This window comes from Streptomyces sp. Go-475 (assembly GCF_003330845.1).
In the GTDB taxonomy this organism is placed as follows: domain Bacteria; phylum Actinomycetota; class Actinomycetes; order Streptomycetales; family Streptomycetaceae; genus Streptomyces.
Genome location: NZ_CP026121.1, coordinates 2,513,836 through 2,539,926 on the forward strand (window position 1 = coordinate 2,513,836; position 26,091 = coordinate 2,539,926).

Below are 26,091 nucleotides of genomic sequence, written 5' to 3' on the forward strand. Positions count from 1 at the left end.
TAGGCTCGACGCATGTCGCTGAAGAGCCTCGCGTTGATCGAGAACTGGCCGGTTCCCACCGCCGCGGCGGGTGTCGTCCGGGCGGACGGCACCGTCCTCGGCACACACGGCCCGGCCGGGCAGCGGTTCCCGCTCGCGTCGGTGACCAAGCCGCTGGCCGCGTACGCGGTGCTCGTCGCGTACGAGGAGGGGGCGATCGAGTTCGACGAGCCCGCAGGCCCGGCCGGTTCGACGGTCCGGCACCTGCTCGCGCACACCTCGGGCCTCGCCTTCGACGAGCACAAGGTCACGGCCCCGCCCGGGGAGCGGCGGCTGTACTCCAACGCCGGCTTCGAGCAGCTGGGCGACCACGTCGAGAAGGCGACCGACATCCCGTTCGCCGAGTACCTGCGGCAGGCCGTGCTGGAGCCGCTGGGCATGACCTCGACGACCCTGGAGGGCTCCCCGGCCAAGGACGGGGTGTCCACGGTCGAGGACCTGCTGCGGTTCGCGGCCGAGGTGCAGGCGCCGCGGCTGCTGGATCCCCGTACGGTCGCCGAGGCGATGAGCGTGCACTACCCGGGCACCAAGGGCGTCCTGCCGGGGTACGGCCACCAGAACCCCAACGACTGGGGGCTCGGCTTCGAGATCCGCGACTCCAAGTCCCCGCACTGGACCGGCTCTTCGTCCTCCCCGCGCACGTTCGGGCATTTCGGGCAGTCGGGTACGTTCCTGTGGATCGACCCCGACGCGGGGGCGGCCTGCGTGGCGCTGACGGACCGGGCGTTCGGGCCGTGGGCGATCGAGGCGTGGCCGCCCTTCACGGACGCGGTGCTCGCGGAGCTCTAGGTCATCTCCCAGACGAGGAGTTCGGCCCGCGTCACGCCCTCCGCCTCCAGGCCCTTGGCGCCGGTGATGCGGGCCGCGTCCCCGGCACCGAGCGTCTCGCCGTCCAGGCGCACCTCACCGCGCACGACGTGCACGTACGCGTACGCCGCGTCCGGCACCGCCGTCCGCTCCCCCGGCCCCAGCCGCCGCACGTGCAGCATCGCGCCGGCCTCCGGGACGGCGTACGGCGTGGAGTCGGCGATGCCGTGGACGACCTCGTAGAACGGGTCGCCGCCGGGCCGCAGCGGGGCCAGCCACATCTGGATGAACGTCAGGGGCTCCGGGCCGTCGTTGCGTTCCACGTGGCGCACCCCGCCCGCCGAGCTGAGGCGCTGCACGTCGCCGTGGCGGACGACCGACTCGTGCCCGGTGGAGTCGCGGTGCGTCAGCTCGCCCTCCACCACCCACGTCACGATCTCGGTGTGGCTGTGCGGGTGCTCGTCGAACCCGGCCCCCGGGGCGAGCCGCTCCTCGTTGCACGCGAGCACCGCGCCGAAGCGGAGGTTGTCCGGGTCGTAGTGGGACCCGAAGGAGAAGGCGTGCCGGCTCTCGATTCCGGCTGCCGGGTCGCCGCCCTGGTAGCGCTCGTCGGCGCGCCGAATGTCCATCACGGGGTCCACCGTAGACCCGGCGGCGCACCTTCCCGTCCGGATAAGGCAGTCTTGTCCCGTGCCCGAACCCGAAACCAGCAAGAACGCAGCCGCAGCCCGTGACCTCCACGCACATGCCGCGACCCTGAAGCGGCTGGAGAAGTCCTCCGGATCACTCGCCGCGCAGGCCATCGCGCGGATGGACGAGACGCTGCCCTGGTACCGGGCCATGCCCCCGGAGAACCGTTCCTGGATCGGTCTGGTCGCGCAGGCGGGTATCGCCGCGTTCACCGAGTGGTTCCGGCATCCGGACGCCCCGCAGGCCATCTCCACCGACGTGTTCGGCACCGCGCCGCGCGAGCTGACCCGGGCGATCACGCTGCGGCAGACCGTGGAGATGGTGCGCACCACCATCGAGGTGATGGAGTCCGCGATCGACGAGGTCGCGGCCCCCGGCGACGAGAGCGTGCTGCGCGAGGCGCTGCTCGTGTACGCCCGGGAGATCGCCTTCGCCACCGCCCAGGTGTACGCCCAGGCCGCCGAGGCACGCGGCGCCTGGGACGCCCGGCTGGAGTCCCTGGTGGTGAACGCCGTGCTCAGCGGCGAGGCCGACGAAGGGGCCGTGTCGCGGGCCGCCGCCCTCGGGTGGAACTCGCCCGAGCACGTGTGCGTGGTGCTCGGCACGGCGCCCGACGGGGACAGCGAGCTGACCGTCGAGGCCATAAGGCGCGCGGCCCGGCACGCCAAGCTCCAGGTGCTGACCGGGGTGCTCGGGGACCGGCTGGTGGTGATCGCCGGCGGCAGCGACAACCCGCTGGCCGTCGCCAAGTCGCTGATCGGCCCGTTCGCCGCCGGGCCGGTCGTGGCGGGCCCGGTGGTGCCCGACCTGCAGGCCGCGACCCGGTCCGCGCAGGCCGCGGCGGCCGGCCTGAAGGCGTGTTCCGCCTGGCAGGACGCCCCGCGCCCGGTCCTGGCGGACGACCTGCTTCCGGAGCGGGCGATCGCCGGTGACCCCTCGGCCCGCGAGCAGCTGGTGGAGGAGATCTACAGACCGCTGGAGGAGGCCGGGGCCGCGCTCCTGGAGACCCTCAGCGTCTATCTCGAACAGGCGAGCAGTCTCGAAGGCGCCGCGCGGATGCTGTTCGTGCATCCCAACACCGTCCGCTACCGGCTTCGACGTGTGACTGACGTCACCGGATGGTCACCCTCCGATGTACGCTCTGCCTTCACGCTGCGGATCGCGCTGATCCTGGGGCGTCTGGTCGATGGAGATCTCCAGCCCTAAGGTTTTGTCGGGGCTCGACAAAACCCCCTCGTGTTCTTCGTCCCTGTCCCCACGGGCGGCCGTGCCCGTCCCCAAGAGAGAGTGTGAGAGTGCTCGTACTCGTCGCTCCCGGCCAGGGCGCCCAGACGCCCGGCTTCCTGACTGAATGGCTCGACTTCCCCGGTGTCCGCGGTGCCCTGGAGGCATGGTCCGACGCCGCGGGGATCGACCTGATCCGTTACGGCACCGAGGCCGACGCGGAGGAGATCCGCGACACCGCGGTGGCGCAGCCGCTGCTCGTCGCGGCCGGCATGGCGTCCGCGGCCCTGCTGTTCGAGGACCCGGCCGACCTCCCGCGGAAGGTCGGTGCCATCGCCGGTCACAGCGTCGGCGAGTTCACCGCCGCCTCGCTCGCCGGGGTGCTCCCCCACGAGGAGGCGCTCCGTCTGGTCCGCACCCGTGGGCGCGCCATGGCGGAGGCCGCCGCCGTCACCGAGACGGGCATGGCCGCACTGCTGGGCGGCGACCCGGAGGTGACAATCCCGCATCTGACGAAGCTGGGCCTGACCCCCGCCAACATCAACGGCGCGGGCCAGATCGTCGCGGCCGGCACCAAGGAACAGCTCGCCGCGCTGGAGGCGGACAAGCCCGAGGGCGTGCGCAAGGTCGTCACGCTGAAGGTCGCCGGCGCGTTCCACACGCACCACATGGCCCCCGCCGTCGAGACGCTGGCGAAGGCCGCCGCCGATGCCCGGCACGTCGCTGACCCGAAGGTCACCTACGTCTCCAACGCGGACGGGCAGGCCGTCGCCGCCGGCGGCCAGGTGCTGGAGCGCCTGGTCGGCCAGGTCGCCAACCCGGTCCGCTGGGACCTGTGCATGGAGACCTTCAAGGAGCTGGGTGTCACGGCCCTGATCGAGGTGTGCCCCGGCGGCACCCTCACCGGCCTCGCCAAGCGGGCCCTGCCCGGGGTGAAGACGCTGGCCCTGAAGTCCCCCGCCGACCTCGACGCGGCTCGCGAGCTCATCGCCGAGCACGGTGTCTGACAAGGAGCCCGAGAGCATGGCGAAGATCAAGCCCAGCAAGGGCGCCCCGTACGCGCGGATCCTCGGCGTCGGCGGTTACCGCCCGACCCGGGTCGTGCCGAACGAGGTGATCCTGGAGACGATCGAGTCGTCCGACGAGTGGATCCGCTCGCGCTCCGGCATCGAGACGCGGCACTGGGCCTCCGACGAGGAGACCGTCGCCGCGATGTCGATCGAGGCGTCCGGCAAGGCCATCGCGGACGCGGGCATCTCCGTGGAGCAGATCGGCGGCGTGATCGTCTCGACCGTCTCGCACTTCAAGCAGACGCCGGCCGTCGCCACCGAGATCGCCGACAAGCTGGGCACCGACAAGGCCGCCGCCTTCGACATCTCGGCGGGCTGCGCGGGCTTCGGCTACGGCCTGACCCTCGCCAAGGGCATGATCGTCGAGGGCTCGGCGGAGTACGTCCTGGTGATCGGCGTCGAGCGGCTGAGCGACCTGACCGACCTGGAGGACCGGGCGACGGCCTTCCTGTTCGGCGACGGCGCCGGCGCGGTCGTGGTCGGCCCCTCCCAGGAGCCCGCGATCGGCCCGACCGTGTGGGGCTCCGAGGGCGACAAGTCCGACACCATCAAGCAGACCGTGCCGTGGACGGACTACCGCGACGGGACGGTCGAGAAGTTCCCCGCGATCACCCAGGAAGGCCAGGCGGTGTTCCGCTGGGCCGTGTTCGAGATGGCGAAGGTCGCCCAGCAGGCGCTGGACGCGGCCGGGATCACCGTGGACGACCTGGACGTCTTCATCCCGCACCAGGCCAACGTGCGGATCATCGACTCGATGGTGAAGACGCTGAAACTGCCGGAGCACGTCACGGTCGCGCGTGACATCCGCACCACCGGCAACACCTCGGCCGCCTCGATCCCGCTCGCGATGGAGCGGCTCCTGGCGACCGGCGAGGCGAAGAGCGGCGACACCGCGCTCGTCATCGGCTTCGGGGCGGGTCTCGTCTACGCCGCGACTGTCGTTACCCTCCCCTAGGCACTCCGTGCCGGATCATGCGGTCCGGGACGGGAAGAACCACCTGCCACACCCTCTGAATATCTACGAAGGAGCGCCGACATGGCCGCCACTCAGGAAGAGATCGTCGCCGGTCTCGCCGAGATCGTGAACGAGATCGCCGGCATCCCGGTTGAGGACGTCCAGCTGGACAAGTCCTTCACCGACGACCTGGACGTCGACTCGCTGTCCATGGTCGAGGTCGTCGTCGCCGCCGAAGAGCGCTTCGACGTCAAGATCCCGGACGAGGACGTCAAGAACCTCAAGACCGTCGGCGACGCGACCGACTACATCCTCAAGCACCAGGGCTGATCGACCGATCAGGCCTCTGGGCTGACTGCCCCGCCACCCGGCGGTGGCGCCGTTGTCCCCGCGAAAGCGGGGGTTGTCCTCCTCGTATCCGTTGGAGAAAGAATTCCCGTGAGCTCGACCAATCGCACCGTGGTCGTCACCGGTATCGGCGCAACCACACCGCTGGGTGGCGACGCAGCCTCTACCTGGGAGGGCCTGGTCGCCGGACGTTCCGGCGTCAAGCCCCTGGAGCAGGACTGGGCCGCCGAGCAGGCGGTCCGTATCGCGGCCCCGGTCGCCGTGGAGCCGACCGAGGTCATCCCGCGTCCGCAGGCCCGCCGACTGGACCGCTCGGCGCAGTTCGCGCTGGTCGCGGCCAAGGAGGCCTGGGCCGACGCCGGTTTCGAGGCGAAGGCCGGCGAGGACCCGAGCGTCGACCCCGACCGGCTCGGCGCGGTCATCGCCTCCGGCATCGGCGGCGTGACGACGCTGCTCGACCAGTACGACGTGCTGAAGGAGAAGGGCGTCCGCCGCGTCTCCCCGCACACCGTTCCCATGCTGATGCCCAACAGCCCGTCGGCCAACGTGGGGTTGGCCGTGGGTGCCCGGGCGGGTGTGCACACGCCGGTGTCCGCCTGCGCGTCGGGCGCCGAGGCCATCGGCTACGCCATCGAGATGATCCGCACCGGCCGCGCCGACGTCGTCGTCGCGGGTGGCACGGAGGCGGCGATCCACCCGCTGCCCATCGCCGCGTTCGGCAACATGATGGCGATGTCCAAGAACAACGACGACCCGCAGGGCGCGTCGCGCCCCTACGACGTGGCCCGCGACGGCTTCGTCCTCGGTGAGGGCGCCGGTGTCGTCGTCCTGGAGTCCGCCGAGCACGCCGCGAAGCGCGGGGCCCGGGTGTACGCGGAGGCGGTCGGGCAGGGCATCTCCGCCGACAGCCACGACATCGTGCAGCCGGAGCCGGAGGGGCGGGGCATCTCGCACGCCCTGCAGAACCTGCTGGAGCGCACCGACCTGGACCCGGCGGAGATCGTGCACGTCAACGCGCACGCGACGTCGACGCCGGCCGGTGACATCGCCGAGCTGAAGGCGCTGCGGAAGGTGTTCGGTGACGACACCGACCACATCGCGGTGTCGGCGACGAAGTCGATGACCGGGCATCTGCTCGGTGGCGCGGGCGGGGTCGAGACGGTGGCGACGGTGCTCGCGCTGTACCACCGGGTGGCTCCGCCGACTATCAACGTGGAGAACCTGGACCCGGAGGCGGAGGCGAATGCCGATGTCGTCCGTGGTGAGGCTCGCAAGCTCCCGGTCGAGGGGCGTATCGCCGCGCTGAACGACTCGTTCGGGTTCGGCGGGCACAACGTGGTGCTGGCGTTCCGGACCGTGTGAGGACGCCGCTCCCACACGTTCCACGGGAAGGGCCCCCACCTACGGGTGGGGGCCCTTCCGTATGCGCGGAAAAGAGATCAGACCACCTGGTGGAGCCAGCGGACCGGGGCGCCCTCGCCCGCGTAGCGGAAGGGTTCCAGCTCGTCGTCCCAGGGCTTGCCGAGCAGCTTGTTCAGCTCGGCTTCCAGGTCGGTCTCGCCCTGCCGGCTGCGCTGGAGGGCCGCTCTGAGCCGGTCCTCGGGGATGAGGATGTCGCCGTGGATGCCGGTGACGGCGTGGAAGATGCCCAGGTCGGGGGTGCAGCTGTAGCGTTCGCCCTCGGCGGTGGGGCAGGGCTCCGCGGTGACCTCGAAGCGCAGCAGGTGCCAGCCGCGCAGCGCGGAGGCGAGCTTGGAGGCCGTGCCCGCCTGGCCCTGCCAGGAGAACTCCGAGCGCCAGGTGCCCGGGGCGGCGGGCTGCCGGATCCAGTCGAGGCTGACGCGTGTGCCGAGCACCCCGGCGACGGCCCACTCGACGTGCGGGCACAGCGCGCGCGGCGCGGAGTGCACGTACAGAACTCCACGTGTCGTCACCGGAACCTCCGGGCAGAGCGGACCATCTTGGAAACGGGCGGAACGGCGGTGACCGGGCGGGTCACGTTGATGGCGAGGCTACCGTGCGGGGGCGCAAGGAGTGTGACGTACGGTCGGTCCCGGTGCCGGGAAACGCCCGCCATTCACCCAGGGGGACGCTTGTACGGGTGTGAGCCGTTGCACGTGATCGGCCGGGAACCCTCGTGCGTTGTTATGGGTTGGGGAGACAGGCACGGCGCGGCGAGGGGATGGACCAGGAATGCGGAAGCGAAGCCACCGCTCACGGGCCGTTCTCGCCCTGGTCGCGGCCGCCGTGGTGGGTGTGGCCGGGTGTGACGCCGTGGGGGGCGACTCCCCCGCCCCGTCCGACGCCGCGAAGCCGTCCCCCAGTCCGACGCCCCTGTGGGACCGCAGTCCGAGTTCCGTCGCCGCCGTCGGCGATTCCATCACGCGCGCCTTCGACGCCTGTGACGTGCTGTCGGACTGCCCGGAGGCGTCCTGGGCGACCGGCGCCAGCCCCGAGGTCGACTCGCTGGCGGTGCGGCTGCTGGGCCGGGCCGGGGCCGCCGAGCGCAGCTGGAACTACGCGGTGACGGGGGCGCGGATGGCCGACCTGCCCGGGCAGATCGCCCGGGCGGTGCGGCGGAAACCGCAGCTGGTGACGGTGATGGTCGGGGCGAACGACGCCTGCCGGTCCACGCCCTCGGCGATGACCCCGGTCCCCGCCTTCCGCGCCGACTTCGAGGACTCGCTGCGCTCCCTGCGCAAGGCCCTGCCGAAGGCCCAGGTGTTCGTGGCGAGCGTGCCGGACCTGAAGCGGCTGTGGTCCGAGGGCCGTGGCAGCCCGATGGCCAGGCAGGTGTGGCAGCTGGGCATCTGCCCGTCGATGCTGGGCGACGCGAACGCCCTGGACACCGCGGCGACGCTGCGGCGGGAGACGGTGCAGAAGCGGGTGGAGGACTACAACAAGGTCCTGAAGGAGGTCTGCGCCCAGGACGAGCGGTGCCGCTACGACGGGGGCGCGGTGTACGACTACCGCTTCGGCACGGCCCAGTTGAGCCGCTGGGACTACTTCCACCCGAGCGTGAACGGACAGGCCCGGCTGGCGGAGATCGCGTACCGCACCGTCACGGCGAAGAACCCCTGACTTAGGGTTCCGCACATGAACGAACTATTCGGCACACTTTCCGACGGAACTCCGGTGCACCGCTGGACCCTGGAGCGGGCGGGCGTGCGGGTGCGGGTGCTGACGTACGGCGGGATCGTGCAGTCCGTGGAGGTGCCGGACCGGGAGGGGCGGGCCGGGGACGTGGTGCTGGGGTTCCCGGACCTCGACGGCTATCTCGCCCACCCGGAGCCGTACCTCGGTGCCCTGGTCGGGCGGTACGCCAACCGGATCGCCGGCGGCCGGTTCCCGCTGGACGGGCGGACGTACGCGCTCGAACCGAACAACGGGCCGAACGCGCTGCACGGCGGAGCCCTGGGCTTCGACAAGCGGGTGTGGGACGCGGCGCCGGTGGAGCACGGGGTGCGGCTGGCGCGGGTCAGTCCGCACGGCGAGGAGGGGTTCCCGGGGCGGCTGGCGGTCACGGCGACGTACACGCTGCTGGAGAGCGGGGCGCTGCGGATCGCGTACGAGGCGGTGACGGACGCGCCGACCGTGGTGAACCTGACGAACCACAGCTACTTCGACCTGGGTGGTGCGGGCGGTGCGGGCGGGCACGAGCTGCGGCTGGCGGCCTCCCGGTACACGCCGGTCGACGCGGACCTGATCCCGACCGGCAGTCCGGACGACGTGACGGGCACGCGCTTCGACTTCCGCGAGGCCCGCAAGGTCGGCTCCGGCTACGACCACAACTTCGTGCTCGACAAGGGCGTGACGGACGCTCCGGTGGAGGTCGCCGAGCTGCACGACCCGGCGTCCGGGCGGGTGCTGACGGTGGCGACGACCGAGCCCGGCCTCCAGCTGTACACCGCCGACCACCTGGGCGAGCCCTTCGCGCCCGGTGACGGCATCGCGCTGGAGACGCAGCACTTCCCGGACTCCCCGAACCGGCCGGAGTTCCCGACGACCGTGCTGCGGCCGGGCGAGGTGTTCCGCTCGGAGACGGTGTACGGGTTCGGCGTGCGATAGACCCGCCGGGAGACCATGAGCCCCGGTCCGGAGGTCAGGTCCCGGACCGGGGCTGCTCGGTGGGGAACTCGTCCCGTCTCAGACGTTAATCGTCGCGGTGATTCTGCGGTCCGTGATCGAGCGCCCGACCTGGATCTCGTACGAACCCTTCACAAACGACCACGAGCCGGTCGCTTCGTCCCAGATCTCGAAGGCGCGGCGGGGCAGTTCGACGGTCGCCTCGACGCTTTCGCCGGGTGCGGCCTCGACGCCCGCGAAGCCGGCCAGCCGGCGTGCCGGACGGGTGGGGTCGGGCTCGCCCGGGGCGAGGTAGAGCTGCACGACCTCGCGGCCGGGACGGTCGCCGGTGTTGCGGAGGCGGACCTTCACGGTGGCCCCTTCGGCGGTCCCCGCCACCTCGACCGACTCGTAGGTCCAGTCGGTGTAGCCGAGGCCGTGGCCGAAGGGGTAGGCGGGGGCGCGGCCGTGCTTCTCCCAGGCGCGGTAGCCGATGAAGACGTCCTCGTCGTAGGTAAGTTCGCCGTTCTCCGGGACGACCCGGGTGACCGGGGCGTCGGCCAGGGAGCCCCAGGTGGTGGGCAGCCGGCCGCCGGGTTCGTGGGCGCCGGTGAGCACGTCGGCGAGGGCCGCGCCGCCCTCCTGGCCGGGGAACCAGGTGAGGAGCACGGCGGCGACGTCGTCGCGCCACGGCAGTTCCACCGGGGAGCCGGAGTTGACGACCACGACGGTGTTCGGGTTGGCGGCGGCGACGGCCCGGACCAGGTCGTCCTGGCGGCCGGGCAGGCGCAGGTCCGTGCGGTCGAAGCCCTCCGACTCGACGCGTTCGGTGGTGGCGACCACGACGACGGCCGTGTCGGCGGCCCGGGCAGCGGCGGCGGCCTCGGCGATCAGCTCGTCGGGGTCGCGCCGGGGTTCCTGGTGGGCGAGGGTGAAGGCGATGACCTTGAGGGCGGCGTCGTCGGGGAGGTGGACGGCGTGGGTGAGGGAGACGTCGACCGGTTCGCCCGCGGTGAGTTGGACCTCGGCGCGGGGCTCGGGGGCGCCGAAGAAGCTGACGAAGGGGTCGTCCTTGGCGGGGCGCTGGACGTCGTCGTAGTACGTCGTGCCGCCGAGGGTGAGGGTGAAGGCGCCCAGGCCCTTGATGCCGAAGGTGTGGGTGCCGCTCTCGCGCGGGGTGAAGGTGCCGGTCAGTTCGACGGTGTGCAGGTTCTCGTGCGTGACGCCGTCGGGGAGGTCGGAGCCCATCCACTGGATGTGGCCGTTGGGCGCGGTGCGGGTGCCGATGACCTGGCCGTCGGCGTCGCGGCAGACGGCGTGCAGCGCGAAGCCGCGGTCCGCGATGGCGAGTTCGGTGCTCGGGTCGGCGCCGACGGCATAGGTGAGATCGGGCAGGACGGCGGTCAGTCCGTCCAGCTGGGAGACGACGTGCGCGGGGAAGACGGTGGCGGAGCCGCCGCCGAGGACGCGGGCGTCGCGGGCGGCGGCGCCGATCAGCGCGACGCGGCCGGGCTTCAGCGGCAGCACGCCGTTCTCGTTGCGGACGAGGACGAAGGAGCGGCGGGCGACCTCGCGGGCGAGCGAGGTGCCGTCGACGGTCTCGGGCAGGTCGGTGACGACCGGGTCGGCGCCCTGAAGGATGCCGACCCGGGCGGCGAGGCGCAGGACGCGGCGGACGGCCTCGTCGACCTGGGCCTCGTCGGCCTCGCCGTCCCGTACGGCCCGGGCGAGGGCCTCGCCGTACACGGTGCGCGGTCCGGGCATCGCGATGTCCAGGCCGCCGGCGAGGGCGCCGGTGGTGGAGCGGGCGGCCAGCCAGTCGGAGACGTTGACGCCGTCGAAGCCCCACTCGCCGCGCAGCACGTCGTTCACCAGGTGGTGGTGCTCGGTCATGGTCGTGCCGTTGACCGTGTTGTAGGCGGTCATGACGCCCCACGGGTGGGCGTTGCCGACGATGAACTCGAAGGGCGCCAGGTACAGCTCGCGCAGGGCGCGTTCGCTCACGACGTTGTTCACCGTGAAGCGGTCGGTCTCGGCGTCGTTGGCGACGAAGTGCTTGACGGTGGTGCCGACGCCGCCGGACTGGACGCCGCGGACGTACGCGGCGCCGATCCGCCCGGTCAGGTACGGGTCCTCGCTGTAGGCCTCGAAGTGGCGGCCGCCGAGCGGGGAGCGGTGCAGGTTGACCGTGGGGGCGAGCAGGACGTGGACGCCCTTGCGGCGGGCCTCCTGGGCGAGCAGCACTCCGGCCCGGTGGGCGAGGGCGGGGTCCCAGGTGGCGGCGAGGGCGGTCGGGGAGGGCAGGGCGATTGACGGGTCGTCGGCGCTCCAGTGCACTCCGCGGACGCCGATGGGGCCGTCGGACATGACCAGCGACGGCAGGCCCGCCTCCGGCAGCGCGGGCAGGCTCCACATGTCCTGGCCGGCCAGCAGCCGGGTCTTGGCGTCCAGGTCGAGCTTGCCGAGGGCCGCCTCGACGGCCGCCTCGCGCCGTTCCTCCGCTGTCTGAGCCACGTCGGCACCTCCACGTCGAAAGCCGCTGGATGTCACCATCGTGCACCTCGCGCCTGTGAGGCGGTAGGTTTCGTTATCCCGTCGTAATATTTCCCCGTGCGGCTTGTCGTACGGTGACGCCATGAGGGCCAGGACCAGGAGCGAGGAACGGCGGGCGGAGATCGTGCGGGCCGCGCTGGAGGTGATCGCCGAGCGCGGTTACCGGGGAGCGAGCCTGGCCGCGGTCGCCGAGCGGGTCGGGCTCACCCAGCAGGGGCTGCTGCACCACTTCCCGACGAAGGAGGCGCTGCTGGTCGCGGTGCTCCAGGAGCGGGACCGCTGGGACGCCGTGCCCGCCGGGCGGCTGCGGCTGGACCTGCTGGCCTCGCTGGTCGAGTACAACGCGATGCGGCCGGCCATCATCCAGACGTTCTCGGCGCTGCTCGGCGAGAGCGTCACGGAAGGGCACCCCGCCCGGGCGTACTTCACCGAGCGCTACGTCGAGGTGCGCGCCGGTATGGCCGGGGTGCTGCGCGCCGAGTACGGCGACCGCCTGCCGAGCGGTCTCACCCCCGAGCGGGCCGCGCCGCTCCTGGTGGCGATCCTGGACGGCCTGCAGTACCAGTGGCTGCTGGACCCGGAGTCGGTGGACATGGCGGCGGCGTTCCGCGACTTCCTGACGCTGCTCGGCGAGAGCGCCGACTGAACTAGCGGGCGGGCACGGCCGCCACGACCTCCACCTCGACGAGCGCCTCGGGACGGAAGAGGCGGGCCGCCTCGAAGGTCATGCTGGTCGGCGGGGTGCCGGTGAGGAACCGCCGTCGCACGGTGCCGTATTCCTCCAGCCGTGAGATGTCGGTCAGGTAGGTGCGGATGTTGACCACGTCGGCCAGGGTGGCGCCGTGGGCCGCCAGCAGCGCGGTGAGGGTCTCGAAGACGCCCTGGGTCTGCTCGGCGAGGGTGGCGCCCTCGGCGATCTGCCCGGAGACGAACAACAGGGCGCTGCCGTCGGCCTGTTCGAGGCGGGCGACCTGGGAGTAGTACGGGCTGAGGGGCTGGGGCGCGGAGGCGGGGTTGTCCAGGGTGATCTGCATGCCGCCGAAGGTAGGCGTGACCTCGTTGATGCGACAAGCGAATGTCTAGCATGTCTCCCATGCCGACTCCGCATGACGAGGTGCCCGACCTGTCCACCGTCTGGCTGCGGGTGTTCCTGGAGGTCGCCCGGCACGGCTCGTTCACGGTGACCGCGCGGGCGCTCGGCTGGACGCAGTCCGCGGTGTCCCGGCAAGTCGCCTCGCTGGAGGCCGCGTTGGGGGGCGGGCCGCTCTTCGACCGGCTGCCGCGCGGGGTCCGGCTGACGGAGGCCGGACGGCTCCTGGTGCCGCACGCCGAGACGGTCGCCGCCGCGCTGCACGACGCCCGGCGCGACCTCGGCGCCCTGCGCGAGGCGGCCGGCGGACGGCTCCGGTTCGGCGCCTTCCCCACCGCCGACGCGGCCCTGGTGCCGCACGCCCTGGCCCGCTTCCACACCCGCCACCCCCGGGTCCGCGTCACCCGCGAGGAGGGCTTCACCCCTGCTCTGCTGGAGCGGCTGACGGCCGGTCACCTGGACCTCGCGATCGTGTCGACGACGGGCCGCGCGCCGCTGGAGTCGTACGCGCTCCACCACCTCCTCGACGAGCCGCTGTACGTCGCCGTGGCGGCGGACCATCCCCTCGCCGGGCAGGACGGCCCGGTGCCGCTGGGCCGTTTCGCCGACGCCGACTGGATCTCCGGCAGCGCCCGCCCCGAGGGCACCCTGCTGGACGCGGCCCTGCGCCAGGGGTTCCGGCCGCGGGTCGCCCATGTCGTCGGCGAGTGGACCGCCAAGCAGGGCTATGTCGCCGCCGGGCTCGGGGTGGCGCTGGTGCCGGCGCTCGCCGCCGAGTCGGTCCGCCCGGACGTCAGGCTGCTGCGGGTACTGGACGAGGAGGCGACGGCCCGGGCGGTGTACGCGGCGGCCGTGCGGGGGCGGTCCCTGACACCCGCCGCCGCGGCCTTCCTCGGTGCGCTGCGGGAGGCGACGGCGAGGATCCCCGCCTGAGCCCCATGGCGTGGACCACGGCCCTCACGCGATACTTCCGCCGTCCGGCACCACGCCACCCCCACCGTGACGGAAGGGCTCAACCCCCTTGAAATCCCTACGCGTTCGCCTCGGCGTCCTCGGCCTCGCGCTGCTGACCGGCCTCACCGTCCCCCCGTCCGCGAGCGCCGCCGAGGCGGCCCCCTCCCCCACCGTCGAGGAGCAGCGGCTCGACCGGGCCGCCCCGCAGGAGATCCTGCGCCGCTCCGGCTTCGACGTCGTGGCCCCGCGGCTGGCCCGGGCGCTGAACACGGCCCGCTCCTACGGCGAGGCCCGCCGGGCCGTCACCCGCGAGGGGGCACAGCTGTGGCGGCGGGCCGTGGACCGGGCGCAGGGGCGCGGCCCCGCGGGCGGGGACCTGAGCCGGGAGGACGACCGGCCGCTGTACTGGGCGCGGCTCGGCATGACCCGCGAAGTGCGCACCTGGGAGCCGCAGTTCGGCCTGACGGACGGGCAGCGGGCCGCGCTGCTGGACGAGCTGGAGCGCACCTCGCGCGGCCAGACGGCCATCGGCTATCCGCACGGCAAGGGCCTGAAGCGGATCCTGCTCACCGGCTTCGACCCGTTCACCCTGGACCGGGACATCCGCATCTCCAACCCGTCGGGCGCCACCGCGCTCGCCCTCGACGGCAGGGTCGTCGAGACGGCGGACGGCCCGGCCCGGATCGAGACGGCCGTGTTCCCGGTGCGCTGGCGGGACTTCACGGACGGAGCGGTGGAGCGGGCGCTGCGGCCCCACCTGCCGAAGGTGGACCTGTTCACGACCGTGAGCCAGGGCCGCGTCGGCCGGTTCGACATCGAGCGGACCAACGGGGCCTGGCGGGGCGGCTTCGGGGACAACGAGAACATCGGCCGTACCGGGACGATCCCCGTCACCGACCCCGCCTCGCAGCCCCAGTGGACGACGACCACGCTGCCCTACCGGGCGATCGTCGCCGCGGACACCGGCCGTTTCCCCGTCTACGACAACACGAGCGTCACGGAGATCCCGGCGGGCGGCACCGAGCCCGTCGTACGCCCGGACGGGCCCACCCCCGGTTCCTCCGCCCGCCAGGGCGGCGGCGGGGACTACCTCTCCAACGAGATCGCCTACCGGGCGACGCTGCTGCGGGACCGGCTGGGGCTGCGCGACGTCCTGCCGGGCGGGCATGTGCACACGCCGGTGCTGCAGTTCGGCGCCGGGAACACCACCGAGGTCACCGACCCGGAGTTCGTGAAGAACCGGCTGGACATCATCGCCCAGGTCAGGACGATCCTGAGGGTGGCTGCGGAAGGGTCGTGACGGCCCGGTCGCCCTCCTCGCCGTCCTCGCGGGTCTCCTCGCCGAGGAGTTCACGCGCCATGAGGGTGGCGCCCGCGACCGCGCCCGGCATCAGGAACACCGCGACGAACGGCACCAGGAAGGCCACCGCGAGCGGCGCGCCGAAGCCCCAGACCAGGGTCTTGCGGGAGCGGAGCAGGCCGAGCCGGGTACGCAGTTCGACGCCGCGGCGCTGGAGGGCGACGGCGGTCAGCTCCTCGGTGAGGAAGAACCCGGTGACGAAGCACCCGATCACCGGTACGGCCGTCTGGCCGGCGACCGGGATGAACCCGCAGGCGAACAGCAGCACGCCCCACAGGGCGGCCCGCACGACGATCCGGAGGCTGTCCCGGGCGGAGATCCACAGCTCGCGCCAGAGCGGCAGCCCCGACTCGGGGGCGTGCCCGTCCGGGGACACGTCCCGGTCGACCTTCTCGGAGAGGTTCTCGTAGAAGGGCTGCCCGATGAGCAGCGTCATCGCGGTGAACGTCACGACGGACAGGAGCAGGGCGAGGGCGAACAGCACGGCGGTCAGGAAGCCGCGGAAGAGCCCGAGCCAGGGGCTCGACCAGTCGTCGGCGAACGGTGTCGCCCAGGCCACGACGTCCTCGCCCCACAGCGCCAGCGCGACGAGCACCGCCGCGTACAGCACGAGGGTGATCAGGCCCGGGAGCAGCCCGAAGCCGTAACTCCTGCCGTGCCGGGCCACCCACCGCTGGCCTTTCAGCAGGTACCGGAAACCCACCCCGAGATCGCGCATGGGACGACCCTATCGGGGCCGGTGTCGCGCTCTTGACGCGCTCCGGTCACACCGCTGTCACAGGCCGCGCAGGTCGGGCGGGCGCGCTCCGCAGAGCCATCCGGGTCACCGGTGACACCAACGCGCCCTTGTTGCGGTTGAGTCCAACCGGTACACCTCGCCGTACCGATCTCAGGAAGCCCCGGAGGAGGTACTGCGTGCGCACCACGAGAACCGTTCCTGCGAGACCTGCGCTGATCGTCACCCTCACCCTCGCCACGGCGGGGTCGCTCCTGCTCGCCCCCGGCACCGCCGGCGCGGACCCGAAGCCCGTCACCCGCGAGGGCGCCGCCCTGGACGGCCGGGCGGCCCAGGCTCCCGCCAGCGCCGCCCGGCGGGCCCTGGCCGCTCCCGAGGAGACCTCCCCCGCGGCGGACACCCGCGGCTACCCCCGTCGCCAGGCCCTCTCCCCCGACCCGGTGAACCCCGGCGACAAGTCCCTGAAGCTGGGCCTCACCCCGTACCACGCGATCGCCCCCAAGCTGAACGCGCTGCAACGCCTCGGGGACCGGGTCAGTGTGGAGGTGACGGGCCGCTCGGCCGGCGGCCACCGCCTCTACCTGGTCACCGTCACCGCCCCGGAGACCGCCCGCGAGGCCCGCGCCCAGGAGCGGATGCGCGACCTGATCGAGAACGCGCCCGCGACGGCCGCCAGGTCACGCGAGATCGAGCGGGACTACAAGACGCCGGTCTTCGTCAACAGCAACATCCACGGCAATGAGTGGGAGGGCACGGACGCCGCCCTGAGGATCGTCGAGCAGCTCGCGACGGCCGAGGACGCCAAGACCCGCGACCTCCTCGCGCACAGCCGCCTGTACTTCACCATCACGGCCAACCCGGACGGCCGTATCGCCGGTACCCGCGCCAACGCGAACGGCTTCGACCTGAACCGGGACTTCGTCACCGCCTCCCAGCCCGAGACGCGCGCCATGCGGCAGATCGAGCTGGACAAGCAGCCGGCCGTCCTGCTGGACCTGCACGGCTACGTCAACGGCACGCTCATCGAGCCGACCACTCCCCCGCACGGCGAGAACTACGAGTACGACCTCTTCCTGAAGAACTCCTACGCCAACGCCCTCGGCATGGAGTCCGCGGTCAACGCCCTCGGCTACACGCCCGCGAAGGACGGCGTGGAACCGGCCCAGATCCCGTTCCGCGACCAGGAGGAGGGCTGGGACGACTGGCCGCCCGTCTTCACCCCGCAGTACGCGGCCTTCCACGGCACGGTCGCCGCCCACACGGTGGAGATCCCGCTGGCGGTGAACAACGACGAGTACGACGAGCTGCCCGTCCCGGAGCTGCGCCGCCGCGCGGCGGTCAACACGGCCGTGGCGGGCGCGGCGATCCGCGCGACGCTGGACCACGTCCGCGAGCACCGCGCCGGGCTCGTCGCCGACCAGATCGAGGTCTTCCGCCGCGGCGCGGCCGGTGCCCCGCAGGTCCCGGTGTCGCCGGAGACGGTCCCCGGCGTCCCCGGCATCGGCCCGGAGGACGTCTACACGACCACCTTCCCGCGCGCCTACGTCATCCCGCCCGGCACCTCCCGCACCCAGCGCTCGGCGCCCGCCGCCGCCCGCCTCGTCGACCACCTCCTCGCCAACGACGTCCGCGTCACCCGCGCCACCCGCCCCTTCCGCCTCGCCGGACGGACGTACCCCGGGGGCTCCTACGTCGTCGACCTGCACCAGCCCAAGCGCGGCATGGCGAACGTGCTGCTGGCGGACGGCCGCGACATCAGCGACCGGGTCTCGGAGATGTACGACATCTCCGGCTGGAGCCTGGGCCGGCTGTGGGGTGCCACGGTCGAGCGGGTGCCGTCGGGCAGCCTGCGGGGCGCGCCCCTGCGCCCGGTCACCGAGGCGGCCCCCGTCGCCCACGTGCCCGCGTACGGCGACCTCCGCCTGCGGCTGACCGACCCGCGGGAGGTCGCCGCGCTCAACTCCCTTCTCCGGCAGGGCGTTCCGGTGCGCCGGTCGGCGGACGGCAGCGCGATCGTCCCGGCGTCGGCCCGCCGCGCCGCGCTCTCCGCCGCCCGCGCCCACGACGTCGCCTTCACGGCCACGCGGGCGACCGGCACGGCCCCCCTGCGCCGCGTCCGGGTCGCCGCCGCCGTCACACCGGGTGAGCTGTTCGCGCTGCGGGAGATGGGCTTCGACGTCACGCCGGTCTCGACGGCGGTGCTGAACGCGGGCTTCGACTGGTCCGGCACGGACGTGCTGTTCGTCTCCGCCGGGCTGGACCGCGCCGCCCTGTCGGCCCCCGCCCGCAGGGCCCTGGACGCCTTCCTCGACGGCCACGGCCTGGTGGGCCGGGGCGCGACGGGAGCGGCCCTGAACACGGCGGCGGGGCGGCTGGCCGTCGAGCCGGTCGAGGGCAACGGAGCCGCCAACGGCGTCGTCCGCACGGTGAACTCGGGCGGCGTCACGCGGGACGCGCCGTCCCACGGCTTCGTCTACGCGCCGCTCTGGTTCACCGGCCTCGGCCCCGGCGTGCGCGTGGAGCAGTCGTACGCGACCGGGAACCCGCTGGTCTCCGGACACTGGCGCCCGCTCCGGGACGGCACCGGCGGCCCCGCCGAGGCCGCGGGGCAGGCCTGCGTGGTCAGCGGCGGGCGCACGGTCCTGTTCGGCACAGAACCCCTCTTCCGGGACCATCCGAAGGGGGAATTCCCGCAGGTGGCACGGGCATTGTTCACAGTGGCACACAGCGGTTCAGGTGAGGAGAGCGGATGACGCAGGAGATCCACGGCACCGTGGCGGACGGCTTCGAGGACGTACGCGAGGAGTTCGCCGCGTTCGTGGCCGGGGAACGCCCCGACTACGAGGGCCAGCTGTGCGCCTACGTGCAGGGCCGCAAGGTCGTCGACCTGTGGGCGGGGACCGACGCGGACGCCCTCTACGGTGTGTTCTCGTCGACCAAGGGCGCCGCCGCCCTGGTCGTCGCCCTCCTCGTCCAGGACGGCACGCTGGAACTGGACCGCAAGGTGACGTACTACTGGCCCGAGTTCGCGGCCGAGGGCAAGGGCGCCCTGACCCTGCGCGAGCTGCTCGCGCACCGGGCCGGGGTGGTCGGCACGGACAGCGGCTTCACCCTCGCGGAGCTGGCCGACGACCGCCAGCTCGCCGAACGCCTCGCCGACCAGCGGCCGTTCTGGCGGCCCGGCACGGCGTTCGGCTACCACGCCCTGGTCGCCGGCGCCCTGTCCGGCGAGGTCGTACGCCGCGCCACGGGCCGCACGCTCCAGGAGGTGTACCAGGAGCGGATCAGGGCCCCGTACGGCCTGGACTTCTTCCTCGGCCTGCCCGCGCCCCTGGAGCCGCGCTTCCGCACGACCCAGCCGATGGCCCCGACCCCGGGCCAGCAGGCCCTCCTCGACGCCGACCCCACGGGCCCGCACACCCTCGCCTCGATCGCCTTCAACCGCCACGCGCCCGAGCCGACCGACCTGGCCGCGCTCCCCAACATGCCGCTGGTGCGCGCGAAGGGCCCGGCGTCGGTGGGCGGGGTGGCGTCGGCGCGGGGCCTGGCGGGGATGTACGCGGCGGCGATCAGCGAGGTGGGCGAGCAGGCGCCGCTGCTGAAGCCGGACACCGTGGCGGAGTTCGGCCAGTTCCACTCGGCCGGCTACGACCTGGTGGCCCGGGCCCACAAGTCGTTCGGCCTCGGCTTCCAGACCACGGCCGACGCGTGGCACCCGTTCCTCGGCGCCGGGACGATCGGGCACAGCGGCGCGAGCGGCTCGCAAGGCTTCGCGGACCCGTGGAGCGGTCTCGCGTACGGCTACACGCGGCGCCGGTTCGCCTTCCCCGGCGGGGCCGCCCCGGAGAACGACCGCCTGGCACTGGCGGTCCACCGGGCGGCGCTCGCCCGCTGACCCCGGACACGGACGGAGGCCGCATCCCACGTCCAAGGATGCGGCCTCCGCGTAGGCAACGAGTGCCGTCAGACGAGCGTCACGGTGATGTTCCCGCGCGTCGCCTTCGAGTACGGGCACACCTCGTGCGCCTTCTCGATCAGCGACCGCGCGGTGCCCCGGTCCACCTTCGGGATGTCGGCCGAGATCTCGACGATGATCCCGAACCCGTCCCCGTTCTTCCCGAGGCCCACCTTCGCGGTCACGGTCGCCCCGGTGAGGTCGGCGCCCTCCTGGCGGGCGACGACGCCGAGGGCGCCCTGGAAGCAGGCGCTGTACCCGGCGGCGAACAGCTGCTCGGGGTTGGTGCCGACGCCGCTCCCGCCCATCGCCTCGGGCGGGTTGACGACGACGTCGAGCCGGCCGTCATCGGTGGCCACCCGCCCGTCGCGCCCGCCCTCGGCGGTGGCGACGGCGGTGTACAGGACGTCGGACTGCTGGATCGGCATGCGGTTGTGTTCCTTCGGTCGTCCGCCGCGGCTCGCGCCCGGGCCGGGACGGATTCGGAAAGAAGCTACCGCATGCCGGAAGTCCAGCAAAGGGCGTCGGGGACCCTCAGAGCTTGACGATCATCTTCCCGGTGTTGTCGCCGCGCAGCACGCCCAGGAAGGCCTCCAGGTTGTTCTCGATGCCCTCGACGACGGTCTCGCGGTACTTCAGCTCACCGGAGGCGACCCAGGGGGCGACCTCCCGCACGAACTCCGGCTGGAGGTCGTAGTGGTCCCCGACCAGGAAGCCCTCGATCCGGCCGCGGGTCTGGATCAGGCGGGCGAGGTTCTTCGGGCCGGGGGCGGGCTCGGTGTTGTTGTAGACGGAGATCATCCCGCAGACGGCGATCCGGCCGCCCTGGTTGAGGGAGCCGATGGCGGCCTCCAGGTGGTCACCGCCGACGTTGTCGAAGTAGACGTCGATCCCGTCGGGAGCGGCGGCGCGCAGCTGCTCGCTCACGGGCCCGTCCTTGTAGTTGAAGGCGGCGTCGAAGCCGTACTCCTCCACGAGGAGCTTCACCTTCTCCTCCGACCCGGCGGACCCGATGACCCGCGAGGCGCCCTTCAGCCTGGCGATCTGCCCGACCTGACCGCCCACGGCCCCGGCGGCGCCGGAGACGAAGACGGCGTCGCCCTCCTTGAAGGCGGCGGTGCGCAGCAGCCCCGCGTAGGCGGTGAGGCCGGTCATGCCCAGCACACCGAGGTACGCCGACAGCGGCGCGGCCTCCGGGTCCACCTTCACGGCGTTCTTCGCGGCCACGACGGCGTACTCCCGCCACCCGAAGAAGTGCAGCACGTGGTCCCCGACGGACAGCCCCTCCGCGTTGGAGGCCACGACCTCGCCGACGGCACCGCCCTGCATGACCTTGCCCAGCTCGAACGGGGCGACGTAGGACTTGGCGGCACTCATCCGGCCGCGCATGTACGGGTCCACGGAGAGGTACTTGTTCCGGACGAGGACCTGCCCCTCACCGGGCTGCGGCACCTCCGCCTCGACCAGGGCGAAGTCCTCGGGCTTCGGCCAGCCGACCGGGCGGCTGAGCAGGTGCCATTCGCGGCTGACGGCGGGAAGGGTGGGGGTGTCGGTCATGGTGCGCCTGTCCTCACGTTAGCGAATGTTTCAGTACCTGAAACAACCATGCTCCTGAAAATTTCAGGTTGTCAAATAACCGGGTACCCTCGATCGCATGGCCTCCACCACACCCACCCCGCAGCACGCCGCCAGCCGCCCGGATCCGCTGACCCTCGAGGTCGTCGAGCTCATCGGGGAGGTCGTGGCGCGGTTCCACCAGGACTACGAGGAGGCGGCGGCGGAGCACGCTCTCACGGGGGCGCAGGCGCGACTGCTGAGCCTGCTGTGCCTGGAGCCACTGCCGATGCGGAGACTGGCGCAGCGGCTGAAGTGCGAGCCGTCGAACGTCACGGGGATCGTGGACCGGCTGGAGGCGCGTGGCCTGGTGGAGCGGCGGCCGGACCCCTCGGACCGGAGGGTGAAGGTGGCGGCGGCCACGGCGGACGGGCGGCGGATGGCCCGGAGCCTGCGCGAGTCGCTGCGGTTCGCGCGGGAGCCGCTGGCCGGGCTGTCGGAGGGGGAGCGGGTGGCGCTGCGGGACGCGTTGCGGGGGATGCTGGGGTGAGGTCGCGCCCCGCACAAGGTCGGCCGCCGGTTTCCTGACGCACGGTGCCCGCTGCGTGACGGCTTCTCAGCCCTTCTGTAGTCCACCGTCGGTCTGGCGTGGACGCTGCAGACGCAGGACCTGCTCAGCGTCAATCTCGCCGTGATGTCAGCCATATCCTTGGCCCCGGCGTTCCTCGGGGTGTTCGTCGCCGTGCAGAGCCTGATGACCTGATGAGGCGCCTCGAAGCGAGGAGGGGACGCGAGATGAGAGCGGATCTGGTCGAACTGCTGGGAGAGCTGGAGGAGTTCGGCGAGGCGAACGACGCGGCGACGGACGACCGAAGCCGAAAGATGCTGAACATCACGCACGACACCGGCATGTTCCTGACGATGCTCATCAAGACGGGCAACTGCAAGAACGTCCTGGAGGTCGGGACGTCCAACGGCTACTCGACCTTGTGGCTGGCCGAGGCCGTGGGCGACGGCGGTTCGGTGACGACCGTCGAGCAGGCGCCCGGCAAGGTCGCGATGGCCGAGCGGAACTTCCAGCGCGCCGGGCTCCAGCCCCGCATCCGGCAGATCACGGACGACGCCGGCCGGTTCATCGAGTCGCGCGGAGCCGGCGAGTACGACTTCGTGTTCCTGGACAGCGATCGCGGGCAGTACGCGGACTGGTGGCCCTCCCTCCAGCGCATTCTCGCGAACGGCTGCCTGATGGTGGTCGACAACGCTGTCTCTCACGCTCACCAGTTGGAGACCTTCAAGCAGTCGGTCGAGGCCTCGGACGGCTACCTCAGCTGCGTCTTCCCGATCGGCAAGGGCGAAATGGTGGTCCTGAAAGACATTCCGTGACGCCATCCGCGCCGAAGGCGCTACGTGCACCACCACAGGAAGCGGTTGCAGGTTTCCGAAGGTGACGGTTCCGGCGCGGGAGGCGGCGTGGTGCGGCCCGAGGTCGGGGTCGGCGCCGGCGCCGGGGGCGCGGCCGTGGGGACCGACGTCGGCCGGTTCGGGGACGTGCCCGTCGTGGGCGACTCCGGATCGCTCGCAGTCGCCTCCTCCGTCGGGGACTTCGACCGGTCGTCCTTCGGGGACTCCGAAGCCGACGGCGAGTCGGAAGCCCCCGGACTCGGGGACCCGGCCGCCCCGTCAGCCCCCGCGACACCCCCGGGCGAGCGGCCCGTCTCCCCCGCCTCCACCGACGCGTCCCCGTCCGCCGACTCGCCCCCGGCCGCCGCCGGCGTCGGTGTCGACTTCGGTGCGTCCATGCCGAGTTCGGCGAGGCTCAGCCCGCCCGCCGCCAGCACGAATCCGGCCGCGACGAACAGGGTCCGGCGCCGTCGCCGCCGGTGCGCCGCGGCCTTCCGGTCCCGCCGGCTCGCCCCGGCCGGACCCGGCCCCTCCCCGACCGCCCCACGCCCCCGCCCACGCCGCCGCGCGGCACGTCCCAGGGGCTCACCCTCGTCGTCCTCATCGGGGCCGTCATCGGCGCCGTCAGAGCCGTCAGCGCCGTACTCACCGCCCGACCCGTCGGCTCCTTCGGCAACGCCCTCACCCATGACGGACGGGGCGTGATACCCCGGCTCACGCCAGCGCAGCGCTTCGGCGGAGGTGCCGCACCCCGGGCAGGCGAGGGCGCCGTTCAGGTGCCGTCGGCACGGGTCGCAGTAGTCCATGACGCGGGAAGATTAAGTTCCGCGCCGGTCACGTTCCTAGATCCAGCTGTGAAGGTTCTGTAGGGACACACCGCGCCCGCGGTTTCGAAACTGTCGAAACCGTTATGCGCGCGACCCATTGACACCCCCACCGCCCCGTCCTTACTGTCACGCCAGCATTTCGAACGTGTGCCGAAATATCGAACGCGTCGAACTGAATGACTGACGGAAACTGAGCCGACGAACCTGCGAGGGACTACCGCCGTGCGCATCACCGGAATCAGCACACACGTGGTCGGGACGCCGTGGCGCAACCTGACGTACGTCCAGGTGCACACCGACGAGGGGATCACCGGAGTCGGCGAGACCCGGATGCTGGGACACACCGACGCCCTGCTCGGTTACCTGAAAGAGGCCGAGGTCAACCACATTCTCGGATCCGACCCGTTCGCTGTCGAGGACCTCGTCAAGCGGATGAAGTACGGCGACTACGGCCGTGCGGGCGAGATCGTGATGTCGGGCATCGCCGTGATCGAGATGGCCTGCTGGGACATCAAGGGCAAGGCCCTCGGCGTCCCCGTCTGGCAGCTGCTGGGCGGCAAGGTCACCGACAAGGTCAAGGCGTACGCCAACGGCTGGTACACCACCGAGCGCACCCCGGAGGCGTACCACAAGGCCGCCCAGGGGGTCATGGAGCGCGGCTACCGGGCGCTGAAGATCGACCCCTTCGGCACCGGCCACTTCGAGCTGGACCACGAGCAGACCCTGTACGCCGTCTCCCTGATCGAGGCGGTCCGGGACGCCATCGGCCCCGAGGCCGAGCTGATGCTGGAGATGCACGGCCGCTTCTCCCCCGCCACGGCCGTGCGCCTGGCCAAGGAGCTGGCGCCGTTCAAGCCGGCGTGGCTGGAGGAGCCGGTCCCGCCGGAGAACCTCAAGGCGCTGGAGAAGGTCGCGGCGAAGGTCGACATGCCGGTCGCCACGGGTGAGCGCATCCACGACCGGATCGAGTTCCGCGAGCTGTTCGAGAGCCAGGCCGTGGACATCATCCAGCCGGACGTCGGCCATATCGGTGGTATCTGGGAGACCCGGAAGCTCGCCGCGACCGCCGAGACCCACTACATGCTGGTGGCCCCGCACAACGTGGGCGGCTCGGTGCTGACCGCCGCGAGCCTCCAGGTCGGCTTCACCTCGCCGAACTTCAAGATCCTTGAGCACTTCAACGACTTCGCGGACGCGGAGATCAAGAAGGTCGTCAAGGGCGCCCCGCAGGTGAACCCGGAGGACGGCTGCTTCCACCTCTCCGACGCCCCGGGCCTCGGCGTGGAGCTGGACGTCGACGCCGCCGCGGAGTTCCCGCAGCAGCAGGCCCGCTTCGACCTGTGGGCGGAAGGCTGGGAGCAGCGCAAGCCCAAGGGCACCCAGTGACCCTCCGGGGCCCGGAAACCCTCAGCCGGCATCCGAAACCTTCGAAAACCGTAGGAGCGACGTGAGCACCGCGGTAGTCATCGACGCCCCGGGCGAGCACCGTCTCGTCCCGCACGAGCCACGGCGGCCCGAGGCCGGCGAGGCCCTGGTGCGCGTCCACGCCTCCGGGATCTGCGGCAGCGACCGCGAGGTCTACCAGGGCAACCGCCCCGAGGGTTACGTGCGCTACCCGCTCACCCCGGGCCACGAGTGGTCCGGGACGGTGGAGGCGGTGGGCGCCGGTGTCCCCGAGTCCCTCGTCGGCCGCAAGGTCGTCGGTGAGGGCTTCCGCAACTGCCAGGTCTGCGACCGCTGCCACGCGGGCGAGACGACCCTGTGCACGGCCGGGTACGAGGAGACCGGGTTCACCCAGCCGGGCGCGATGGCGGCCACGCTGACCCTCCCGGCGCGTCTGCTGCACGCCCTCCCGGACGACTGCGACCTCACCGCCGCGGCCCTGCTGGAGCCCGCCGCCTGCATCGCGGCGGCGGCGCTGAAGGGGAACGCCCAGCCGGGCGAGCGGGTCGCCGTGGTCGGCACGGGGACGCTCGGCATGTTCGCCGTGCAGTTCCTGAAGGCGAACTCGCCGGCCGAGCTGCTGGTCGTCGGCACCCGCCGGGACCGTGAGGCGCTGTCGCGGCAGTACGGCGCGACGGACTTCCGGACGAAGGACCAGGACCTCCCGGACGATTTCGACGTGGTGATCGAGACGGCCGGGTCCGCGGATGCCGCGCGGATCTCCGCCGCCCTGCTCCGGCGCGGCGGCCGGCTGGTCCTGACCGGGATCCCGGCCCCGGGTGCCGACGGTCTCGACCCGACCGACCTCGTCGTACGGCAGCTGGAGGTGCACACCGTCTTCGGTGCTCCGCCGGACGCCTGGGCGCACACGGTGCGGGTGTTCGCCGCCGGTCTGCTCGACCCGCTGCCGCTGGTGACGCACGAGCTGCCGCTCGCCGAGTTCTCGCAGGCCATCGACCTGGTGGGAGCAGGCGATCCGAAGGTGGGCAAGGTGCTGCTCCACCCCTAGACGTACGCCGG

At 72.4% G+C, this 26,091-nt stretch carries 24 protein-coding genes; 17 read left to right on the forward strand and 7 right to left on the reverse strand.

Annotated features, from left to right (window positions below; translation table 11 throughout):
* Positions 1-12: 12 nt before the first annotated feature.
* Positions 13-828 carry a serine hydrolase domain-containing protein gene (locus tag C1703_RS11540; protein WP_114252049.1) on the forward strand — a complete coding sequence of 272 codons (816 nt, stop codon included), beginning with the start codon at positions 13-15 and terminating at the stop codon, positions 826-828.
* Here C1703_RS11540 and C1703_RS11545 read toward each other — a convergent pair.
* Complete coding sequence (locus C1703_RS11545) at positions 825-1,475, reverse strand: pirin family protein (protein ID WP_114257378.1); 651 nt, start codon at positions 1,473-1,475, stop codon at positions 825-827. The genes C1703_RS11540 and C1703_RS11545 overlap by 4 nt on opposite strands.
* A 61-nt stretch (positions 1,476-1,536) precedes the next feature.
* Here C1703_RS11545 and fasR point away from each other — a divergent pair, with 61 nt between their 5' ends.
* The 5 genes from fasR to fabF all read left to right on the forward strand — a co-directional run bounded on the left by fasR (position 1,537) and on the right by fabF (position 6,495).
* Positions 1,537-2,742, forward strand: a complete 1,206-nt coding sequence (gene fasR / locus C1703_RS11550) for a fatty acid biosynthesis transcriptional regulator FasR (protein ID WP_114252051.1) — start codon at positions 1,537-1,539, stop codon at positions 2,740-2,742.
* Positions 2,743-2,831: 89 nt separating this feature from the next.
* Positions 2,832-3,767: an ACP S-malonyltransferase gene (locus C1703_RS11555; RefSeq protein WP_114252053.1), complete on the forward strand. Its 936-nt coding sequence runs from the start codon at positions 2,832-2,834 to the stop codon at positions 3,765-3,767.
* Positions 3,768-3,783: 16 nt separating this feature from the next.
* Positions 3,784-4,785, forward strand: a complete 1,002-nt coding sequence (locus tag C1703_RS11560; RefSeq protein ID WP_114252055.1) for a ketoacyl-ACP synthase III — start codon at positions 3,784-3,786, stop codon at positions 4,783-4,785.
* Positions 4,786-4,866: 81 nt separating this feature from the next.
* Positions 4,867-5,115, forward strand: coding sequence for an acyl carrier protein (locus tag C1703_RS11565; RefSeq protein ID WP_003989952.1), 249 nt, complete (start codon positions 4,867-4,869; stop codon positions 5,113-5,115).
* 108 nt (positions 5,116-5,223) lie between these two features.
* Positions 5,224-6,495 (forward strand): beta-ketoacyl-ACP synthase II, encoded by a 1,272-nt coding sequence (gene fabF, locus C1703_RS11570; protein ID WP_114252057.1) that lies wholly within the window; start codon positions 5,224-5,226, stop codon positions 6,493-6,495.
* Positions 6,496-6,572: 77 nt separating this feature from the next.
* Here the strand turns inward: fabF and C1703_RS11575 are convergent, their stop codons facing one another.
* On the reverse strand, positions 6,573-7,067 hold the full coding sequence (locus C1703_RS11575) for a DUF3145 domain-containing protein (protein WP_031111976.1): 495 nt from the start codon (positions 7,065-7,067) through the stop codon (positions 6,573-6,575).
* Between the two features lie 259 nt (positions 7,068-7,326).
* Between C1703_RS11575 and C1703_RS11580 the strand changes: the two genes are divergently transcribed.
* Together C1703_RS11580 and C1703_RS11585 are read left to right on the forward strand one after the other, a co-directional pair.
* On the forward strand, positions 7,327-8,214 hold the full coding sequence (locus C1703_RS11580) for an SGNH/GDSL hydrolase family protein (protein ID WP_114252059.1): 888 nt from the start codon (positions 7,327-7,329) through the stop codon (positions 8,212-8,214).
* A 15-nt stretch (positions 8,215-8,229) separates the two neighbouring features.
* Entirely contained in the window at positions 8,230-9,201 is a 972-nt protein-coding gene (locus tag C1703_RS11585; protein ID WP_114252061.1) for an aldose epimerase family protein, read from the forward strand.
* A gap of 78 nt (positions 9,202-9,279) precedes the next feature.
* On the opposite strand, the gene C1703_RS11590 is transcribed toward C1703_RS11585, so the two are convergent.
* Complete coding sequence (locus C1703_RS11590; protein WP_114252063.1) at positions 9,280-11,751, reverse strand: glycoside hydrolase family 3 protein; 2,472 nt, start codon at positions 11,749-11,751, stop codon at positions 9,280-9,282.
* 64 nt (positions 11,752-11,815) lie between these two features.
* On the opposite strand from C1703_RS11590, the gene C1703_RS11595 reads away from it, so the two are divergent.
* Complete coding sequence (locus C1703_RS11595; protein WP_114252065.1) at positions 11,816-12,397, forward strand: TetR/AcrR family transcriptional regulator; 582 nt, start codon at positions 11,816-11,818, stop codon at positions 12,395-12,397.
* A 1-nt stretch (position 12,398) separates the two neighbouring features.
* On the opposite strand, the gene C1703_RS11600 is transcribed toward C1703_RS11595, so the two are convergent.
* A complete protein-coding gene (locus C1703_RS11600; RefSeq protein ID WP_114252067.1) occupies positions 12,399-12,785 on the reverse strand; it encodes a Rid family hydrolase in 387 nt (128 codons plus the stop codon).
* Positions 12,786-12,844: 59 nt separating this feature from the next.
* On the opposite strand from C1703_RS11600, the gene C1703_RS11605 reads away from it, so the two are divergent.
* Together C1703_RS11605 and C1703_RS11610 are read left to right on the forward strand one after the other, a co-directional pair.
* A complete protein-coding gene (locus tag C1703_RS11605) occupies positions 12,845-13,774 on the forward strand; it encodes a LysR family transcriptional regulator (RefSeq protein ID WP_232840455.1) in 930 nt (309 codons plus the stop codon).
* Positions 13,775-13,862: 88 nt separating this feature from the next.
* On the forward strand, positions 13,863-15,095 hold the full coding sequence (locus tag C1703_RS11610) for a pyroglutamyl peptidase (RefSeq protein WP_114252070.1): 1,233 nt from the start codon (positions 13,863-13,865) through the stop codon (positions 15,093-15,095).
* Here C1703_RS11610 and C1703_RS11615 read toward each other — a convergent pair.
* Entirely contained in the window at positions 15,058-15,873 is an 816-nt protein-coding gene (locus C1703_RS11615; RefSeq protein WP_114252072.1) for an EI24 domain-containing protein, read from the reverse strand. The genes C1703_RS11610 and C1703_RS11615 overlap by 38 nt on opposite strands.
* A gap of 197 nt (positions 15,874-16,070) precedes the next feature.
* Here C1703_RS11615 and C1703_RS11620 point away from each other — a divergent pair, with 197 nt between their 5' ends.
* On the forward strand, positions 16,071-18,644 hold the full coding sequence (locus tag C1703_RS11620) for a M14 family zinc carboxypeptidase (RefSeq protein ID WP_114252074.1): 2,574 nt from the start codon (positions 16,071-16,073) through the stop codon (positions 18,642-18,644).
* Positions 18,641-19,786 (forward strand): serine hydrolase domain-containing protein, encoded by a 1,146-nt coding sequence (locus C1703_RS11625; RefSeq protein WP_114252076.1) that lies wholly within the window; start codon positions 18,641-18,643, stop codon positions 19,784-19,786. Before C1703_RS11620 ends, C1703_RS11625 begins: the two co-directional genes overlap by 4 nt.
* A 68-nt stretch (positions 19,787-19,854) precedes the next feature.
* Here C1703_RS11625 and C1703_RS11630 read toward each other — a convergent pair whose 3' ends face one another.
* On the reverse strand, positions 19,855-20,274 hold the full coding sequence (locus C1703_RS11630) for an organic hydroperoxide resistance protein (protein WP_114252088.1): 420 nt from the start codon (positions 20,272-20,274) through the stop codon (positions 19,855-19,857).
* Between the two features lie 106 nt (positions 20,275-20,380).
* A complete protein-coding gene (locus C1703_RS11635) occupies positions 20,381-21,403 on the reverse strand; it encodes an NADP-dependent oxidoreductase (protein WP_114252089.1) in 1,023 nt (340 codons plus the stop codon).
* A gap of 97 nt (positions 21,404-21,500) precedes the next feature.
* Here C1703_RS11635 and C1703_RS11640 point away from each other — a divergent pair, with 97 nt between their 5' ends.
* The 4 genes from C1703_RS11640 (at position 21,501) to C1703_RS11660 (ending at position 26,080) form a co-directional block, all read left to right on the forward strand.
* Positions 21,501-21,950, forward strand: coding sequence for a MarR family transcriptional regulator (locus C1703_RS11640; protein WP_114252090.1), 450 nt, complete (start codon positions 21,501-21,503; stop codon positions 21,948-21,950).
* A gap of 245 nt (positions 21,951-22,195) precedes the next feature.
* Positions 22,196-22,783 (forward strand): class I SAM-dependent methyltransferase, encoded by a 588-nt coding sequence (locus C1703_RS11645; protein ID WP_114252091.1) that lies wholly within the window; start codon positions 22,196-22,198, stop codon positions 22,781-22,783.
* Between the two features lie 1,067 nt (positions 22,784-23,850).
* Positions 23,851-25,014 carry a mandelate racemase/muconate lactonizing enzyme family protein gene (locus C1703_RS11655; protein ID WP_114252092.1) on the forward strand — a complete coding sequence of 388 codons (1,164 nt, stop codon included), beginning with the start codon at positions 23,851-23,853 and terminating at the stop codon, positions 25,012-25,014.
* 61 nt (positions 25,015-25,075) lie between these two features.
* Positions 25,076-26,080, forward strand: coding sequence for an alcohol dehydrogenase catalytic domain-containing protein (locus C1703_RS11660; protein ID WP_114252093.1), 1,005 nt, complete (start codon positions 25,076-25,078; stop codon positions 26,078-26,080).
* The last annotated feature ends 11 nt before the right edge of the window (positions 26,081-26,091 follow it).

What these genes read in the sequence shown, in the direction of transcription:
- C1703_RS11540 (WP_114252049.1), top strand. Translation starts at nt 13, where the DNA reads ATGTCGCTGAAGAGCCTCGCGTTGATCGAGAACTGGCCGGTTCCCACC.
- C1703_RS11545 (WP_114257378.1), bottom strand. Translation starts at nt 1,475, where the DNA reads ATGGACATTCGGCGCGCCGACGAGCGCTACCAGGGCGGCGACCCGGCA.
- C1703_RS11560 (WP_114252055.1), top strand. Translation starts at nt 3,784, where the DNA reads ATGGCGAAGATCAAGCCCAGCAAGGGCGCCCCGTACGCGCGGATCCTC.
- C1703_RS11565 (WP_003989952.1), top strand. Translation starts at nt 4,867, where the DNA reads ATGGCCGCCACTCAGGAAGAGATCGTCGCCGGTCTCGCCGAGATCGTG.
- C1703_RS11580 (WP_114252059.1), top strand. Translation starts at nt 7,327, where the DNA reads ATGCGGAAGCGAAGCCACCGCTCACGGGCCGTTCTCGCCCTGGTCGCG.
- C1703_RS11585 (WP_114252061.1), top strand. Translation starts at nt 8,230, where the DNA reads ATGAACGAACTATTCGGCACACTTTCCGACGGAACTCCGGTGCACCGC.
- C1703_RS11590 (WP_114252063.1), bottom strand. Translation starts at nt 11,751, where the DNA reads ATGGTGACATCCAGCGGCTTTCGACGTGGAGGTGCCGACGTGGCTCAG.
- C1703_RS11600 (WP_114252067.1), bottom strand. Translation starts at nt 12,785, where the DNA reads ATGCAGATCACCCTGGACAACCCCGCCTCCGCGCCCCAGCCCCTCAGC.
- C1703_RS11605 (WP_232840455.1), top strand. Translation starts at nt 12,845, where the DNA reads ATGCCGACTCCGCATGACGAGGTGCCCGACCTGTCCACCGTCTGGCTG.
- C1703_RS11615 (WP_114252072.1), bottom strand. Translation starts at nt 15,873, where the DNA reads ATGCGCGATCTCGGGGTGGGTTTCCGGTACCTGCTGAAAGGCCAGCGG.
- C1703_RS11625 (WP_114252076.1), top strand. Translation starts at nt 18,641, where the DNA reads ATGACGCAGGAGATCCACGGCACCGTGGCGGACGGCTTCGAGGACGTA.
- C1703_RS11630 (WP_114252088.1), bottom strand. Translation starts at nt 20,274, where the DNA reads ATGCCGATCCAGCAGTCCGACGTCCTGTACACCGCCGTCGCCACCGCC.
- C1703_RS11635 (WP_114252089.1), bottom strand. Translation starts at nt 21,403, where the DNA reads ATGACCGACACCCCCACCCTTCCCGCCGTCAGCCGCGAATGGCACCTG.
- C1703_RS11640 (WP_114252090.1), top strand. Translation starts at nt 21,501, where the DNA reads ATGGCCTCCACCACACCCACCCCGCAGCACGCCGCCAGCCGCCCGGAT.
- C1703_RS11645 (WP_114252091.1), top strand. Translation starts at nt 22,196, where the DNA reads ATGAGAGCGGATCTGGTCGAACTGCTGGGAGAGCTGGAGGAGTTCGGC.